The following is a 14,274-nucleotide window of genomic DNA, read 5'->3' as shown; positions in this document are numbered from 1 at the left end:
CAAGGAGAGACAAGATGCCTTTATCCAACGCCAAGCGTGCCCTGCTGGTCATCGACATGCAGGTCGGCCTGTTCAACGGACCGGACAAGCCCTACAAGCGCGAACAGACCCTGGAAAACATCAACCAGCTGATCCGCCGCGCCCGCCAGGCCGGGGCGCCGATCTTCGCCGTGCGCCATACCGGCCCCACCGAATCGCCGATTGCCGCCGGCAGCCCGCTCTGGCAACTGCTGCCGACCCTGGAAGTGGATGAAGAACTGGACTGCGTGCTGGACAAGACCCGCCCCAGTTGCTTTGTCGGCACCGGGCTGGCCGAGCGCCTGCAGGAAGCCCAGGTCAATGAGCTGGTGATCGTCGGCATGAAGACCCAGTACTGCGTCGATGCCACCTGCCGCGCCGCCGGCGACCTGGGCTTTGCCGCCGTGCTGGTGGAGGACGCCCATACCTGCATGGACACACCCGTGCTGGGGGCGAAGAAAATCATCGCCCACCATAACGCCACCCTCAACGGCCCCTTCGTGCGCCTGGCCACGACCGCCGATGTGACCTTCTGACCCCATAGTCCCCACACCGCCCCGGGCACGCCGAACATGGCGTGACTCCCCCGGGAACGGTGCCGGCGAGCATTGCCAAAATCCCTCGCAACCCGCACCCTTGAGCCTTCGTCCCCGCCTGTATGGAATCCTCCATGAGCGCCACCACGATCGCCGGCTGCATCCTCTACAGCCTCGACCCGCCGTCACTCGCCCGCTTCTATGCCGACCTGCTGGGCTGGCCCATCACCGAGCAACAGGCGGATTACCAGCAACTGGTGCATCAGGGCTTCGAGCTGACACTGGTCCAGGTGCCTGCGGCGATTGCCGCGCGCATCGTCGTGCAGGAACCGCCACTGCCCCGTAGCGATGGCGCGTGCAAGCCGCTGTTCCAGGTTGCCGATCTGCAACAGGCCAGGCAACGGGCCGCCAGCGCCGGGGGCCGGTTGTACGAGGCCGAGCGCGAATGGTCATTCAAGGGGGCGCAGATCTGCGACGGCGTCGACCCGGAAGGCAACATCTTTCAATTGCGCCAGCCCTTGCCCCATTAACTGCTGAGGAACCGTCATGCGCGCCACCGTCCTGGTCCTGGTCGAGAACGTCAACGCCTACCTGCCCTTGCTCGAAGCGCTGGGCTTCAACCTGATCCTGGCCCCCACGCCCGCCGAACGGGCCCAGGCCATCAAGACCCACGCCCCACAGATCGACGCCGTGCTGACCCGAGGCCCACTGGGGCTGACAGCGGCGGAAATCAACGCCCTGCCCCGGCTGCAGATCATCTGCGTGATCGGTGCCGGCTATGAGCAGGTGGACCTGCAAGCGGCGAGCAACCGCGGGATTGCCGTGACCAATGGCGCCGGGGTCAATGCCTCGTCCGTGGCCGATCATGCCCTCGCCCTGCTGCTGTCGCTGGTCCGAGGCATTCCCCAGTCAGATGCCGCCGTGCGCCAGGGGCAATGGCCAAAAGTCCTGCGCCCTTCCGTGGCCGGCATGCGCCTGGGCATCCTCGGGCTGGGCGCCGTGGGCCAGGCCATCGCCCGGCGCTGTGCCCTGGGGTTCGACATGACCGTGAATTATCACAGCCGCCAGCCCCGGCCGGACCAGCCCTACCGCTTTTGCCCGAGCCTGCTGGAGCTGGCCCGGGACTCGGATGCCCTGGTGATTGCCACCCCCGGCGGCGCCGACACCCGGCATCTGGTGGACCAGCCGGTGCTGGAAGCCCTTGGCGCCGAAGGTTTCCTGGTGAACATCGCCCGGGCCAGCGTGGTGGACACCAACGCCCTGCTGCAGGCCCTGAAACAGCGGCGGATTGCCGGCGCGGCCCTGGACGTGTTCGATGACGAACCGCAAGTGCCGGACGGTTTCAAGGGCCTGGACAATGTGGTGCTGACGCCCCACGTCGCCGGCCTTTCGCCCCAGGCCAGCCGCGACACCGTGGACATGGTCGGCCAGAACCTGGTGGCCCACTTCGAGGGCCAGCCCCTGCTGACCCCACTGCCCCTGCCGACACCCAACTGACCCATCCCCTGGGCAACGCCTATGCTCGTGGGGCGGACAACCTCTGGCCTGCATGGCTTGTGCAGGAGCTGGCTTGCCAGCGAAAGCCAGCGCCGGTCAGGACATCCTCTTCGCCGGCAAGCCGGCTCCTACGGGGGCTTGCTCTCACCGGGTCGTAGACACACGGGGGTAAATTCAAACGCTTGTATCAAAAGCAATGATTGTCCGGCAACACGCGCACCTATAAAGGCTCGCCGCGATTGTGAGGGGCCGGTAGGCGCATTAGATTAGTCAATAATCTCTGGCCTCCAGAATAAGCAGAAGGGATAAGCATGGCGCTTACAGACCAATCCACCCGTACTCGCCCCGGCGAGGAGCTCGATGCCAACCTGATCAATCCGTACCTCAAGGCGCATATTCCCGGCCTCAGCGGCACACCGCAAATCAGCCAGTTCCCAGGCGGTGCCTCGAACCTCACCTACTTGCTGGAGTACCCGGACCAGGAATTCGTCCTGCGCCGCCCGCCGTTTGGCCACAAGGCCAAGTCCGCCCATGACATGGGCCGCGAGTTCCGCATTCTCAACCAGCTCAGGGACGGTTTCCCCTACTGCCCCAAGGCCTATGTGCACTGTACCGACGAGTCGGTGATCGGCGCCGAGTTCTATGTCATGGAACGGGTCAAGGGCATCATCCTGCGCTCCGACCTGCCGGCGGAACTGGGCCTGGATGCCGGCAAGACCCAAGCCCTGTGCAAGAGTTTCATCGACCGTTTCGTCGAACTGCATCGGGTCGACTACAACGCCTGCGGCCTGGGCGACCTGGGCAAGCCTGAAGGCTATGTGCAGCGCCAGATCAAGGGCTGGAGCGAGCGCTACGAGAAAGCCCTGACCCCCGATGCGCCGCACTGGGAAACCGTGAAGGCCTGGCTCAACGACAAGATGCCCGCCGATCACCCAACCTCAAGCATCGTGCATAACGACTACCGCTTCGACAACGTCATCCTCGATCCCCACAACCCGATGCAGATCATCGGCGTGCTGGACTGGGAACTGACCACCCTGGGCGATCCGCTGATGGACCTGGGCAACACCCTGGCCTACTGGATCGAGGCCGCCGACCCGGCGCCAGTGCAACTGATGCGGCGCCAGCCGAGCAACGCCCCGGGCATGCTGACCCGCCAGGAATTCGTCGATTACTACGCCGAACGCTCGGGAATCGAAATCGGCAATTTCGACTTCTACTACACCTACGGCCTGTTCCGCCTGGCCGGCATCGTGCAGCAGATCTACTACCGCTTCTACCACGGCCAGACCCAGGACAAACGCTTCGCGCAGTTCATTCACATGAACAAACTGCTGGAGCAGATGAGCCTGCAGGTCATCGAAAAATCCAGCCTCTGACCGCGCCCTCGGCGCCCGACAGCCCAGCAAGGAAAAACCATGTCCAAGACTCAGTTGTTCGACCTCGACGGCAAGATCGCATTCGTCTCCGGCGCCAGCCGCGGTATCGGTGAAGCCATTGCCAAGCTCCTGGCCCAGCAAGGGGCCCACGTGATCGTGTCGAGCCGCAAGCTCGAAGGCTGCCAGCACGTGGCCGACGCCATCATCGCCGCCGGCGGCAAGGCCACGGCGATTGCCTGCCACATCGGCGAAATGGAGCAGATCAGCCAGGTCTTCGCCGGGATTCGCGAGCAGTTCGGCCGCCTCGACATCCTGGTCAACAACGCCGCCACCAACCCGCAATTCTGCAACGTCCTGGACACTGACCTGGGGGCCTTCCAGAAGACCGTCGACGTCAATATCCGCGGCTATTTCTTCATGTCGGTGGAAGCCGGCAAGCTGATGCGCGACAACGGCGGCGGTAGCATCATCAACGTCGCCTCGATCAACGGCATCTCGCCGGGGATCTTCCAGGGCATCTACTCGGTGACCAAGGCCGCGGTGATCAACATGACCAAGGTCTTCGCCAAGGAATGCGCACAGTTCGGCATCCGCTGTAACGCCTTGCTGCCGGGCCTGACCGACACCAAGTTTGCCTCGGCCCTGGTGAAGAACGACGCCATCCTCAAGACCGCCCTGGCGCAGATCCCCCTCAAGCGCGTGGCCGACCCGAGCGAAATGGCCGGCGCGGTGCTCTACCTGGCCAGCGACGCTTCCAGCTACACCACCGGCATTTCGCTGAACGTGGATGGCGGCTTCCTCTCCTGAGGCCCGCTTGCACCACCGAAAAGGCAGCCTCCGGGCTGCCTTTTTCATTTCCCTTGGCAGCGGGCTTGCCAGCGAACAGGACCTTGAACCCAGCGCAAGCCACAGGGGCCCTGTCGCCGGCAAGCCGGCTCCTACAGCGCCAGTCAAAATTTTAATTCCAGCAATTGCAATTAGAGAATTTTTATTCCATAACTAGCCCTTCCTAAAACAATAATTCTGCAGGTGCGGCTATGGATGAACTTGGCATTGGCTTGATCGGTACCGGCTTCATGGGCCGGGCCCACGCCCTGGCGTTTCGCAGTGTCAGCGCAGTGTTCGAACTGCCGGTGCGCCTGCACCTGGCGGCCCTGGCCGATGCCGATGCGCAGCGCGCCGAGCACTGCGCCGGGGCCTGGGGCTTCGCCCGGGCCCATAGCGACTGGCAAGGCTTGATCGCCGATCCCCGGGTCAATCTGGTGGCCATCACCACCCCCAACCATCTGCACTTCCCCATGGCCATGGCGGCCCTGGCGGCGGGCAAGGCGGTGTACTGTGAAAAACCCCTGGCCATCAGCGTCGAGGAGGCCCGGCAGATGCACCACGCCGCCCAAGCTGCCGGGGTGGTGACCCGGGTCGGTTACAACTATCAGCACAACCCGATGATCGCCCTGGCCCGGCAGTTGATCGGCCAGGGCGAGCTGGGGCAGTTGGTGAGTTTCCAGGGCGAGTTCAGCGAGGATTTCATGGCCGACCCGGATTCACCCTGGTCCTGGCGTTGCGACCCGCAGCACGCCGGCGGCGCCCTGGCCGACCTGGGCAGCCACCTGCTGGCCATGGCGCGCTTTCTCATGGGGCCGGTGCAGGCGGTGTGCGCCGATGTACAGACGGTGCATCTGCAACGACCGACCCACGCCGGCAGCCAGGAACGGCGCCATATTGCCGTGGACGATCAGGCCCACGCCTTGTTGCGTTTCGCCAATGGTGCGCGGGGCACGTTGAGCAGCAGTTGGATCAAGCATGGCTACAAAAACCACCTGAGCTTCGAGATCAGCGGCACCCTGGGCACCCTCGCCTTCGACCAGGAACGGCTCAACGAACTGCGCCTGTACCGGGTCGGGCAGAAAGGCTTCCAGCGCCTGCTGGCCGGACCGGACCTGCCCGGCTACGCCGCCTTCAGCCCGGCCCCCGGGCATCAACTGGGCTACAACGAACTCAAGACCCTGGAAGTGCATGAACTGATCATGGCCCTGTGCGGCCAGGGTCGGGACGGCACGGATTTCGCTGAGGCCTGGGAAATAGAGCGCCTGGCCGCGGCGATCCGCACTGCCGCCCAGGAACAGCGCTGGATCACCCTCCTGTAGCCGCTGCTGAGCCCGCGAAGCTGCGCAAAGGTCCGCAGGACCTTGCTTGACGATCGCCTGCCGATCTTGGGCGGCCTCAAGATCCCCGCGTCTCCTGCGTCGGAATGCCGCCCAAGCCGTTCGCAGCCTGCGGCAGCGGCTACAAGGGCAATGCCGCCAGGTGCGCGGCGAGGGCCTTGGCCTGCAGGGCGACGTCGGTGACGGCGGTGCTTTCCCACCACAGGCCGCGCAACGGCGGGCCCATGGCGAACAGGCGCTCGGATGCCTGGCCACGGGCGTTGTGCACGGCACCCTCTGCCGTGGCGCTGATGCCCAGGGCCAACGGCCCGGGGATGACCAGACCACGGGCCAGCAGTTGCTGCGGCAAAGGCCGGGCGACCCGGCGCCAGTCGTATTCAATGCCGCTGGAGTTGATCAGTGCGTCCCCCTCCAGGCGCTCGCTGTGCTCGGTGCCGCGATAACGCAGGCGGATCGTCAGGCGACCCTCCACCGAAGGTTCCAGTCCCTGGTAGGCCGCGGCATGAATGCGCAAGCGGCCCTCGGCGTGCAGGCGCGCCACCCGCTCGGCGCTCAAGGGCGGCGAGCGATGGTGGTGGCTCTCCCACCAGGGCCGCACATGCCGCACGAATTGGCGTTTCTGCGCCTCGCTGGCTTGGCTCCACAACCGGCCGATATGCACCCGCACCGTGTCCAGCGGCGCTTGCCAGTCGATGCCTTGAGCCTGGGCCTCGCGGCACTGGCGCCGCACCTCCCGCAGCAGTTGTCGCGGGCTGCGCAGCTTGAGGTCGGCGGCGAGGAAGTCCACCCAGGCCGGCGGCTGGCGGCGCACATGGGGCAGCAGGCCGTGCCGGGAAAACACCTCGATCGGCCCGCGATGCCCGGCCTGCTCCAGGGACACCACGGCGTCCACCATGGTCAGCCCGGAGCCGATGATCAGCACCGTCGCCTGCGGGTCGAGGCAGGCCATGGCGGCCACGTCCCAAGGGTCCAGGGCTGCGGCATTGAGGCCGCTGGACCGGGTTTGCGGTGTGCGCGCCGCCGGGAACATGCCGGTGGCCAGTACCGCCATCCCACCGCGCAGCTGGCGGCCGTCCGCCAGTGTCAGACGGACACCGTCACTGTCGGTTTCCAGGTCCACCGCTTCGCCGCGCACATGGCTCAGGCTGGAGCCCTGTTCCAGGCCCAGCTGCAGCGCCTCGGCCAGGCGTTGCTGCACATAGACGCCAAACAGCCCCCGAGGTGGAAACAGCTCGCTGACCGGCACCGACTGGCGGCCCGATTCGGGCCAGCCACCGCCGGCAATATGCTGGGTCAGCCAGTGGGTCAGGTCATCGGCATTGTCCGGATCGACGCTCATCCGTGCCGCGTTGCCGTTCAGGGTATGCCCCAGCTCGACAGCGCTGTAGGCCTCGCCGCGACCCAGCTCGCTGCGGGGCTCGATCACTAGCATCCGCCGCCGCCCCGGCAGGCGCAGCAATTGCGCTGCCAGCAAGGCGCCACTGAGGCCGCCGCCGACAATCAGAATTTCAGCATCACGGGTGGCTGGGGTTGCCTGTCCGCTGTGGGTTTGGCTCATGGAGTACTCACGTTCAGTGTTTGCCCAGGTAGAAGTTCTGCAGATCGCCCCGGGCCAGCAGTTGCTCGGCGGTGCCGGACAGGGCCACCCGGCCGGTGTCCAGCAGGCAGGCATGGGAAACGTAGTTGAGCGCCAGATTAATGCTTTGCTCGGCGATCAGAAAGCTCACTCCCGCCTCACGATTAAACTGGGCAACGATCTGAAAAATCTCCTGGACGATGATAGGCGCCAAGTCCTTGGAAGGTTCATCCAGCAGTACCAAAGTAGGATGGGCTCGGTTGGCGTCATGCGATGTTCCGTTTGAATTCGGCGGCCCAGGCCGCAGTTGTGGGTTGAGCCGTGGCCTGGGGCGGCTGCCAGATGAACTTCAGGCGGACACCCCCCTCGCAGCCGGGGCAGCGAACGACAGCCGTGACGGGGGCCAGCCCGGGGGGCAATCGGGGCAAGGATGGCTGGCCTGGTCGCTGGCAAGCCAGCCCCTACCTGCAGGTCGGCGGCGTCTCTGTAGGAGCCGGCTTGCCGGCGAAGGCGCCGGCAAATCGGGCGCAGGTCTTGCGGGCCTCTTTGCCGGCAAGCCAGCTCCTTATCTGTTCTAGATCTGCCAAATTAGGTGTCGAGAGTCGGCGTGGACGATCGCTAGCTCCTAGATCCAAACGATCGCCTCGTAGCAAGGTCTCCACGCCGATATCTCCTCAGCGACGCCCGTACAGTTGCTCGAGCCGACACTCGAAGATAAGGCTGGGCTGCCGAGGAGAACTCTCGACGTCTCAAGACTAGAGGAGATCATCATGGGCTGCATAGGTGCCGGTATCGATGTCAGCAAGGACACCCTGGATGTAAAGGTGGACGGACATAAGCCCCAACTGCTCACCACCAATGACCCAGCAGGATGGCAGCGAATCATTGACTGGCTAGCCCCATTTGCTCCTCAGCAAGTCGTACTTGAGGCCACCGGCGGCTATGAGCTGAAGGCACTGGAAGCCCTTTATAACGCAGGTTTATCCATGGTCAGGGTCAATCCTCGACAAGCCCGGGACTTTGCGCGGTCCACAGGCCAGTTGGCCAAAACGGACCGCTTGGATGCCAGCGTGCTTGCCCATATGGCCAGTGTTCTCAAGCTCAATCGTTATCAGCCGCTGAGCGAAAAGTCTCAGTTCCTGCACGCTTGTCATCGGCGCCGTCAGCAAGTGGTACAAATGTTGGCTGCTGAAAAGCAGCGGCGTCGTCTGACTGAGCATCCGGCCATGCGCCATATGCTCGAGCGCAACATCCAGCGCTTGGAAGCTGATCGAGATGAGCTGGACGTTAAGATTGCCGAGCAGCTCAAAGGGACGCTGCAAGCGCAAGTAGCCTCGACGATTAAAGGCGTTGGTCCAGTTGTTCTCTCGACGCTTGTTTGCGACATGCCTGAACTGGGTTATTTGAATCGCAAGGCTATCGCCAAGCTATACGGTGTGGCGCCCCTGGCCAGGGATAGCGGTAAGTCCCATGGAAGACGGATTACCTGGGGTGGGCGTGCTAGTCCACGAGCGGTGATCTACATGGCGGCTTTGAGTTCGATTCGATATGACCCTGTCCTCAAAGCGTTTTACGAGGGGCTGGTTGGTCGAGGCAAGTCGAAGAAACTGGCGCTGGTTGCAGCCATGCGCAAGCTCGTCACTATCTTGAACGCGCGAATGCGCGAAGCCTTGCAGGCTTCTGCGCAAATCGCGTGAGGAACACAGTTGCTACGAGAGGCGCGGGGTCAGGCGCTGGCGCGTTGCGGCTGAAGCCGGGTTGCGAGGTCGCGCCAGGCGCTGCCGGGGTGGTTCACCGGCAGCCGCGGGCCGGCGCCAAAGAGCTTCTCTCGCAGGGTGCCCGGTGCGTATTCGGTCTTGTAGACCCCGCGTTTCTGCAACTCGGGCACCAGCAACTCCACGGCATCGATAAAGGTTTCATGGGTCAGGGCGTAGGCCAGGTTGAAGCCGTCGACATCGGTCTCCTCGACCCACTCCTGGAGCAGGTCGGCCACGGTTTCCGGGCTGCCGACGAACAACGGGCCAAAGCCGCCGATGCCGACCCAGTCCGCCAGTTCGTGGGGCGTCCAGACCTTGTTCGGGTCTGCGGTGGAGAAGGCTTCCACCGCAGACTGGATGGCGTTGGTGTGCACGTGTTTGAGGGGCTCGTCGGGCTTGAAGCGGCTGAAGTCGATGCCGGTCCAGCCGGAAATCAGCGCCATGGCGCCTTCGTAGCTGACCCAGGACTTGTATTCCTCGAACTTGGCCTTGGCCAGGGCATCGGTCTCGCCGAGGATCACCGTCTGCAGGTTGAAGATCAGGATCTTCGACGGGTCGCGCCCGGCTTCGGCCGCGCGGCGGCGGATGTCGGCCACGGTCTTTTTCAGCAGCACCTTGGACGGCGCGGCAACGAACACGCATTCGGCCTGTTCGGCGGCGAACTGCTTGCCGCGGCTGGACGCCCCGGCCTGGTACAGCACCGGAGTGCGTTGCGGCGACGGCTCGCACAGGTGAATCCCCGGCACCTGGAAGTGTTTGCCCGCGTGGCGGATCTCGTGGATCTTGCTCGGGTCGCTGAAGATCCGCCGCTCACGGTCACGTAGCACCGCACCCTCCTCCCAGCTGCCTTCCCAGAGCTTGTAGCAAACCTCCAGGTACTCCTCGGCGTAGTCGTAGCGCGCATCGTGTTCGGTCTGCGCCTGCTGACCGATGTTCTTCGCCCCGCTCTCCAGGTAGGAGGTGACGATGTTCCAGCCGGCGCGGCCCTTCGTCAGGTGATCGAGGGTCGAAAGGCGCCGGGCAAAGGGGTACGGATGCTCGAACGACAGCGAGGCGGTGAGGCCGAAGCCCAGATGCTCGGTGACCAGGGCCATGGGCGGAATCAATTGCAGCGGGTCGTTCACCGGCACCTGGGCCGCCTGGCGGATCGCCGCCTCGCCATTGCCGTTGTAGACGTCGTAGATGCCCAGCACATCGGCGATGAACAGCCCGTCGAACTTGCCCTTCTCAAGCATGCGCGCCAGGTCGGTCCAGTACTCCAGGTCCTTGTACTGCCAGGAACGGTCCCGAGGATGGGCCCAGAGCCCCGGTGACTGGTGACCGACACAGTTCATGTCAAAGGCATTGAGGCGGATTTCACGGGACATCACACAGCACTCCTGAAACCTTGGGGCAGCACGCCATTGAGGCGGTAGTTGCCGATCAGTTGATACTTCCAGCGCAGCGGGTCTTGCAGGGCCTGTGGCTGCGGGGTGCGCTGGCCGGTGAGTTCGAATTCGGCGTTGCCGGCCGCCGCCAGGGCTTCGGCGGCGGCAATCGCCGCCTCGGCCAGGGCGATGGCGATCTCGGCCGGGTCCTTGCCCTCTTGCAGCCGGTACTGCGCCCGCTCCTGCAGGGCGGCGGCCACCTCGATGCGGATCTGCAGATCGCCAAAGCGGCTGATGACATACGGGTCGTCGCTGGCCTTGCTCAGGCCGCTGCCAGACCAGGGCCGGGCCTGGTCGCGAACGAACTCCAGGGTCCGCTGCAACAGGTCGCGGGCCCTTTGCAGTTGCTCGCCGATCGCGGCCAGGGCGGCCTGGGGGCTGTCGGGTTGGGTCAATGCGTTCATGGCGGTGTCCTTTCAGTTCCAGGCGTGACGGGGTGGCTTGACGCCGTTGAGCAGGAAGTTGCCGATCAGGTGGTATTTCCAGCGGGCCGGGTCGTGCAGGGTGTGGGTGCGAGCGTTGCGCCAGTGGCGGTCGAGGTTGTACTTGGCCGACACCGAGCGGGTGCCGGCCAGTTCGAACAGCTTGCTGGCGGCGAGCAAGGCGCTTTCCGCCGACAGCACTTTGGCCTGGGCCACCACCAGCGAGGCCTGGGCGACGCTGTCTTCGCTGGGGCTGGCCAGGGCCTGATCAACCGCCTCGGCGGCCTTGACCAGGATCGCCTCGGTGCCGTGCACCCGCCATTCCAGGTCACCGATGGCGGCCTGGGTAAAAGGGTCCTGCCAGCCGTGATCCAGGCCACTGTCGATCCACGGCCGGGACTGCCGGGCGTAATGCTTGGCGTCTTCCAGGGCGGCGACGGCGATGCCGGTGTCCACCGCGGCCTGGATGATCTGCGAGATCGGGCCGTCGGCGGTGGGTTGGTCGAAGGCCCGGTGGGCCGGGATCACCGCGCTGCGCGGCACTTGCACGGCCTTGAGGCTGACCCCGCCGCTGGCGGTGGTGCGTTGGCCGAAGCCGTCCCAGCTGTCGATCACCGTGAGGCCGGGGTTGTCGCGTTCGATAAAGGCGATATGGGCCTGGTTGTGCTCATCCACCGCCACCGTCGGCACGATGTGGGCAAACAAGGCGCCGGTGCAGTAGAACTTCTCGCCGTCGACCTGCGCCTGCTCGCCGGTAAAGCGGATCTGGGTTTCAAAGGCACCGACGTGCTTGCTGCCGGCCTCGGAAAACGCGTTGCCAAAGCGGTAGCCCTGCAACACCTTGGCGAAGTAGTGCTGCTTCTGCTCTTCGCTGGCGGTCTGCAACAGAATGTCCACCACCCCGAGGTGGTTCTGTGGCAGCTGGCCCAATGAGGGATCGGCGGCGGAGATGAGCTTGATCACCTCGGCCAGGGTCACGTAGGACACCCCGGCGCCGCCGTAAGCCTGGGGAACGGTGATGCCCCACAGGCCGCTGGCAGAGAACTCGTCGAGTTCCGCCACCGGCAGGCGCCGTTCGCGGTCGCGTACCGCGGCCTCCACGGCAAAGCGCTGGGCCAGGGCCTGGGCCACGCTGATGGCCTCGGCATCGCTGCGGATGAGGTGGGCACTGGGTGAGGGTTGGGCTGGGGCTGTCATGGGCCGACTCCACGTCCTGAAGATCAAGATAAACACCGCTCGGGTGCTCGCTATCAGGACAATTGCAGGAGTCGTGCCTAAATATAAAATCTTTTTATTTCAACAGCTTGAAGATTACTTCGGAGAAAAGGCATCAACTGAAAACAGGCAGAATGTTCAACCGCTGTTGACTGGCCAACAGTGGCCGGCACGCCTGGGCAATCAGTACACCACGTTGCGCACGAAGCGCGTGGCCTGGGCGCCGTCATTGCGATAGCCGTGAGGCACATGACTGGCGAACATGAAGAAGTCGCCGCTTTCCAGGCGCCGCTCGGCGTCGCCGAAGAACAGCGTCAGGCAGCCCTCGACGACATAGATCTGCTCGCTCCAGCCGACGGTGTCGCACTCCGAGTGATAGACCTCGCCAGGCTCGAGCTGCCACTCCCAGAGTTCCACTTCACGGCTGGCCTCGGCCTTGGCCAGGAGCAGCGCCTTGCTCCCGGGGATGACGCCGGCCCAGGCCAGCTCGTTGATACGACTCGGGTCTCGGGCATCCGGGGCCTGGATCAGGTCGCTGAAAGCCACGTTCAAGGCCTCGGCCACTCGGTCCAGGGTGCCGAGGCTGACGTTCTTCTCCCCGGCCTCGATGGCCACCAGCATCCGCCGACTGACGTCGGATTTTTCCGCCAGGGCGCTCTGGCTCAAGCCTGCGGCATGGCGCAGGCGTCGCACGTTGAGGCTGACATGTTGCAGGACCGAAGCCCGTTGGACGTTATCTTTGTGCACTATATTGCTCGCTCTCCGGGCCTGCGCAGTATACTGCCCAGCTTCAGGCGCATTGTGCGTCCCCCCTCAGGTAGCACGCAAGGCCATGACTTCAACGCCCTCCCGCGCAATGCGCTTCCCACTCAGCAGGGCCGAAGCGGTGCTGGTGCTGATCACCATGATCTGGGGCGGCACCTTCCTGCTGGTGCAGAAGGCCATGAGCGTCAGCGGTCCGATGTTCTTCGTCGGCCTGCGCTTTGCCGCGGCGGCGTGCATCGTCGCCCTGTTTTCATTGCGCCACCTGCGCGGGCTGACCCTGTTCGAGCTGCGTGCCGGGACCTTTATCGGCACCGCCATCATGCTCGGCTACGGCTTGCAGACGGTGGGCCTGCAAAGCATTCCCAGCAGCCAATCGGCGTTTATCACCGCCCTCTATGTACCTTTCGTTCCCCTGCTGCAATGGCTGTTCATGGGCAAGCGTCCGGGGCTGCTGCCAAGCATCGGCATCATGCTGGCGTTTACCGGGTTGATGCTGCTGTCCGGCCCCAATGGCGCCTCGCTGGATTTCAGCCCCGGGGAGATCGCCACCCTGATCAGCACAGTGGCCATTGCCGCGGAAATCATTCTGATCAGCAGCTTCGCCGGGCAGGTGGATGTGCGCCGGGTCACGGTGGTGCAACTGGCGGTCACCTCACTGCTGGCCTTTGCCATGGTGCTACCGACCGGGGAAGCGTTGCCGGGGTTTTCCTGGCTGCTGCTGGCCAGTGCCTTGGGCCTGGGGGCAGCCAGTGCGGCGATCCAGGTGGCGATGAACTGGGCGCAGAAAAGCGTCTCGCCGACCCGCGCCACCCTGATCTATGCCGGTGAGCCGGTGTGGGCCGGGATTGTCGGGCGGATCGCCGGGGAACGCCTGCCTGCACTGGCGCTGCTGGGGGGAGCCCTGATCGTGCTGGCGGTGATCATCAGCGAATGGAAACCCAAGGGCCGGGCCGCGGATGCTGATCAACCGCCATTGACCGGGCAGGCAGCGGACGGCCTGTAGCACCCGGTTTGCCGGCGAAGGCGGTCTCGCGGGCCTCTTCGCTGGCAAGCCAGCTCCCACGGTTGGCAGGGATATCGCGGAGAATCTGTAGGAGCCGACTTGCCGGCGAAGGCGATCTTGCGGACCTCGTCGCTGGCAAGCCAGCGCCTAGAGCGCGGGGTCGCCGGGGGCGTAGAGCCAGGTCGGGACGGTCAACGACCCCTTGTGCTTGGGCTCCAGCAGCACCCGGTCACCCTCGGGCTCGCCGTGATAGTAGAAATAGGCATGGTAGAGCACATGCCCCTCGGCAAAGGCGCGGTCGAAGTAGAGCACCGTGCCCGCTGGCAGCTGGTAGGTCCGCTCATCCCCCATCGGGCCTTCGATGATCAGCGCCTGGCGGGTCTTGAGCATGTCGGGTCGGTCGAGATAATGCTCCACACCCACCCCCAACCCGGCGCCGAAGGCAGTGAACAGCAAGGCGAAACAGCCCCGTCGAAACAGCCGGCCCATGGCCGATCCTTTAATCATGTGCACC

At 64.6% G+C, this 14,274-nt stretch carries 13 protein-coding genes and 2 pseudogenes; 8 read left to right on the top strand and 7 right to left on the bottom strand.

Annotation, left to right across the window (positions count from 1 at the left end; genetic code table 11):
• Positions 1–14 precede the first annotated feature (14 nt).
• The 6 genes from WIN67_RS13665 to WIN67_RS13640 all read left to right on the top strand — a co-directional run bounded on the left by WIN67_RS13665 (position 15) and on the right by WIN67_RS13640 (position 5,577).
• On the top strand, positions 15–554 hold the full coding sequence (locus WIN67_RS13665) for a cysteine hydrolase family protein (RefSeq protein WP_306383468.1): 540 nt from the start codon (positions 15–17) through the stop codon (positions 552–554).
• Positions 555–688: 134 nt separating this feature from the next.
• On the top strand, positions 689–1,084 hold the full coding sequence (locus tag WIN67_RS13660; protein WP_339071458.1) for a VOC family protein: 396 nt from the start codon (positions 689–691) through the stop codon (positions 1,082–1,084).
• A 16-nt stretch (positions 1,085–1,100) separates the two neighbouring features.
• Positions 1,101–2,051, top strand: a complete 951-nt coding sequence (locus tag WIN67_RS13655) for a 2-hydroxyacid dehydrogenase (protein ID WP_339071457.1) — start codon at positions 1,101–1,103, stop codon at positions 2,049–2,051.
• Between the two features lie 311 nt (positions 2,052–2,362).
• The gene (locus tag WIN67_RS13650; protein ID WP_306383471.1) at positions 2,363–3,430 is read left to right on the top strand and encodes a phosphotransferase family protein; all 1,068 of its coding nucleotides are present in this window, start codon (positions 2,363–2,365) and stop codon (positions 3,428–3,430) included.
• Positions 3,431–3,469: 39 nt separating this feature from the next.
• Complete coding sequence (locus tag WIN67_RS13645; RefSeq protein WP_110653616.1) at positions 3,470–4,237, top strand: SDR family oxidoreductase; 768 nt, start codon at positions 3,470–3,472, stop codon at positions 4,235–4,237.
• Positions 4,238–4,467: 230 nt separating this feature from the next.
• Complete coding sequence (locus WIN67_RS13640; protein WP_339071455.1) at positions 4,468–5,577, top strand: Gfo/Idh/MocA family oxidoreductase; 1,110 nt, start codon at positions 4,468–4,470, stop codon at positions 5,575–5,577.
• Between the two features lie 139 nt (positions 5,578–5,716).
• Here WIN67_RS13640 and WIN67_RS13635 read toward each other — a convergent pair whose 3' ends face one another.
• Both WIN67_RS13635 and WIN67_RS13630 read right to left on the bottom strand, forming a co-directional pair.
• On the bottom strand, positions 5,717–7,153 hold the full coding sequence (locus WIN67_RS13635) for an FAD/NAD(P)-binding protein (protein WP_339071453.1): 1,437 nt from the start codon (positions 7,151–7,153) through the stop codon (positions 5,717–5,719).
• A gap of 13 nt (positions 7,154–7,166) precedes the next feature.
• Positions 7,167–7,421, bottom strand: a pseudogene (locus WIN67_RS13630) (ABC transporter ATP-binding protein); the annotation flags it as partial.
• A gap of 520 nt (positions 7,422–7,941) precedes the next feature.
• On the opposite strand from WIN67_RS13630, the gene WIN67_RS13625 reads away from it, so the two are divergent.
• Positions 7,942–8,868: a transposase gene (locus tag WIN67_RS13625; protein WP_339071452.1), complete on the top strand. Its 927-nt coding sequence runs from the start codon at positions 7,942–7,944 to the stop codon at positions 8,866–8,868.
• Between the two features lie 29 nt (positions 8,869–8,897).
• Here the strand turns inward: WIN67_RS13625 and WIN67_RS13620 are convergent, their stop codons facing one another.
• The 4 genes from WIN67_RS13620 to WIN67_RS13605 all read right to left on the bottom strand — a co-directional run bounded on the left by WIN67_RS13620 (position 8,898) and on the right by WIN67_RS13605 (position 12,739).
• Entirely contained in the window at positions 8,898–10,295 is a 1,398-nt protein-coding gene (locus tag WIN67_RS13620; protein WP_110653619.1) for an LLM class flavin-dependent oxidoreductase, read from the bottom strand.
• Positions 10,295–10,759: an acyl-CoA dehydrogenase gene (locus tag WIN67_RS13615; protein ID WP_170003268.1), complete on the bottom strand. Its 465-nt coding sequence runs from the start codon at positions 10,757–10,759 to the stop codon at positions 10,295–10,297. The genes WIN67_RS13620 and WIN67_RS13615 overlap by 1 nt, the downstream gene beginning before the upstream one ends.
• A gap of 12 nt (positions 10,760–10,771) precedes the next feature.
• Positions 10,772–11,974, bottom strand: a complete 1,203-nt coding sequence (locus WIN67_RS13610; protein ID WP_339071451.1) for an SfnB family sulfur acquisition oxidoreductase — start codon at positions 11,972–11,974, stop codon at positions 10,772–10,774.
• A gap of 201 nt (positions 11,975–12,175) precedes the next feature.
• A complete protein-coding gene (locus WIN67_RS13605) occupies positions 12,176–12,739 on the bottom strand; it encodes a helix-turn-helix domain-containing protein (RefSeq protein ID WP_102879741.1) in 564 nt (187 codons plus the stop codon).
• Here WIN67_RS13605 and WIN67_RS13600 point away from each other — a divergent pair.
• Positions 12,734–13,760: pseudogene (locus tag WIN67_RS13600) on the top strand (DMT family transporter). The gene WIN67_RS13605 and the pseudogene WIN67_RS13600 sit on opposite strands and share 6 nt — an antisense overlap.
• 147 nt (positions 13,761–13,907) lie before the next feature.
• Here WIN67_RS13600 and WIN67_RS13595 read toward each other — a convergent pair.
• Positions 13,908–14,249 carry a hypothetical protein gene (locus WIN67_RS13595; RefSeq protein WP_339071450.1) on the bottom strand — a complete coding sequence of 114 codons (342 nt, stop codon included), beginning with the start codon at positions 14,247–14,249 and terminating at the stop codon, positions 13,908–13,910.
• Between the last annotated feature and the right edge of the window lie 25 nt (positions 14,250–14,274).

This window comes from Pseudomonas idahonensis, from assembly GCF_037903935.1.
GTDB classification, from domain to species: Bacteria; Pseudomonadota; Gammaproteobacteria; order Pseudomonadales; family Pseudomonadaceae; genus Aquipseudomonas; species Aquipseudomonas danubii.
Note: the sequence above shows the minus strand (reverse complement) of the source record. Positions and strands in the feature narration are given on the sequence as shown.

Excerpts from the sequence above, each read along its gene's own strand:
- WIN67_RS13650 (WP_306383471.1), top strand. The coding sequence starts at position 2,363 with ATGGCGCTTACAGACCAATCCACCCGTACTCGCCCCGGCGAGGAGCTC.
- WIN67_RS13640 (WP_339071455.1), top strand. The coding sequence starts at position 4,468 with ATGGATGAACTTGGCATTGGCTTGATCGGTACCGGCTTCATGGGCCGG.
- WIN67_RS13645 (WP_110653616.1), top strand. The coding sequence starts at position 3,470 with ATGTCCAAGACTCAGTTGTTCGACCTCGACGGCAAGATCGCATTCGTC.
- WIN67_RS13595 (WP_339071450.1), bottom strand. The coding sequence starts at position 14,249 with ATGGGCCGGCTGTTTCGACGGGGCTGTTTCGCCTTGCTGTTCACTGCC.
- WIN67_RS13660 (WP_339071458.1), top strand. The coding sequence starts at position 689 with ATGAGCGCCACCACGATCGCCGGCTGCATCCTCTACAGCCTCGACCCG.
- WIN67_RS13635 (WP_339071453.1), bottom strand. The coding sequence starts at position 7,153 with ATGAGCCAAACCCACAGCGGACAGGCAACCCCAGCCACCCGTGATGCT.
- WIN67_RS13610 (WP_339071451.1), bottom strand. The coding sequence starts at position 11,974 with ATGACAGCCCCAGCCCAACCCTCACCCAGTGCCCACCTCATCCGCAGC.
- WIN67_RS13665 (WP_306383468.1), top strand. The coding sequence starts at position 15 with ATGCCTTTATCCAACGCCAAGCGTGCCCTGCTGGTCATCGACATGCAG.
- WIN67_RS13620 (WP_110653619.1), bottom strand. The coding sequence starts at position 10,295 with ATGTCCCGTGAAATCCGCCTCAATGCCTTTGACATGAACTGTGTCGGT.
- WIN67_RS13615 (WP_170003268.1), bottom strand. The coding sequence starts at position 10,759 with ATGAACGCATTGACCCAACCCGACAGCCCCCAGGCCGCCCTGGCCGCG.
- WIN67_RS13655 (WP_339071457.1), top strand. The coding sequence starts at position 1,101 with ATGCGCGCCACCGTCCTGGTCCTGGTCGAGAACGTCAACGCCTACCTG.
- WIN67_RS13625 (WP_339071452.1), top strand. The coding sequence starts at position 7,942 with ATGGGCTGCATAGGTGCCGGTATCGATGTCAGCAAGGACACCCTGGAT.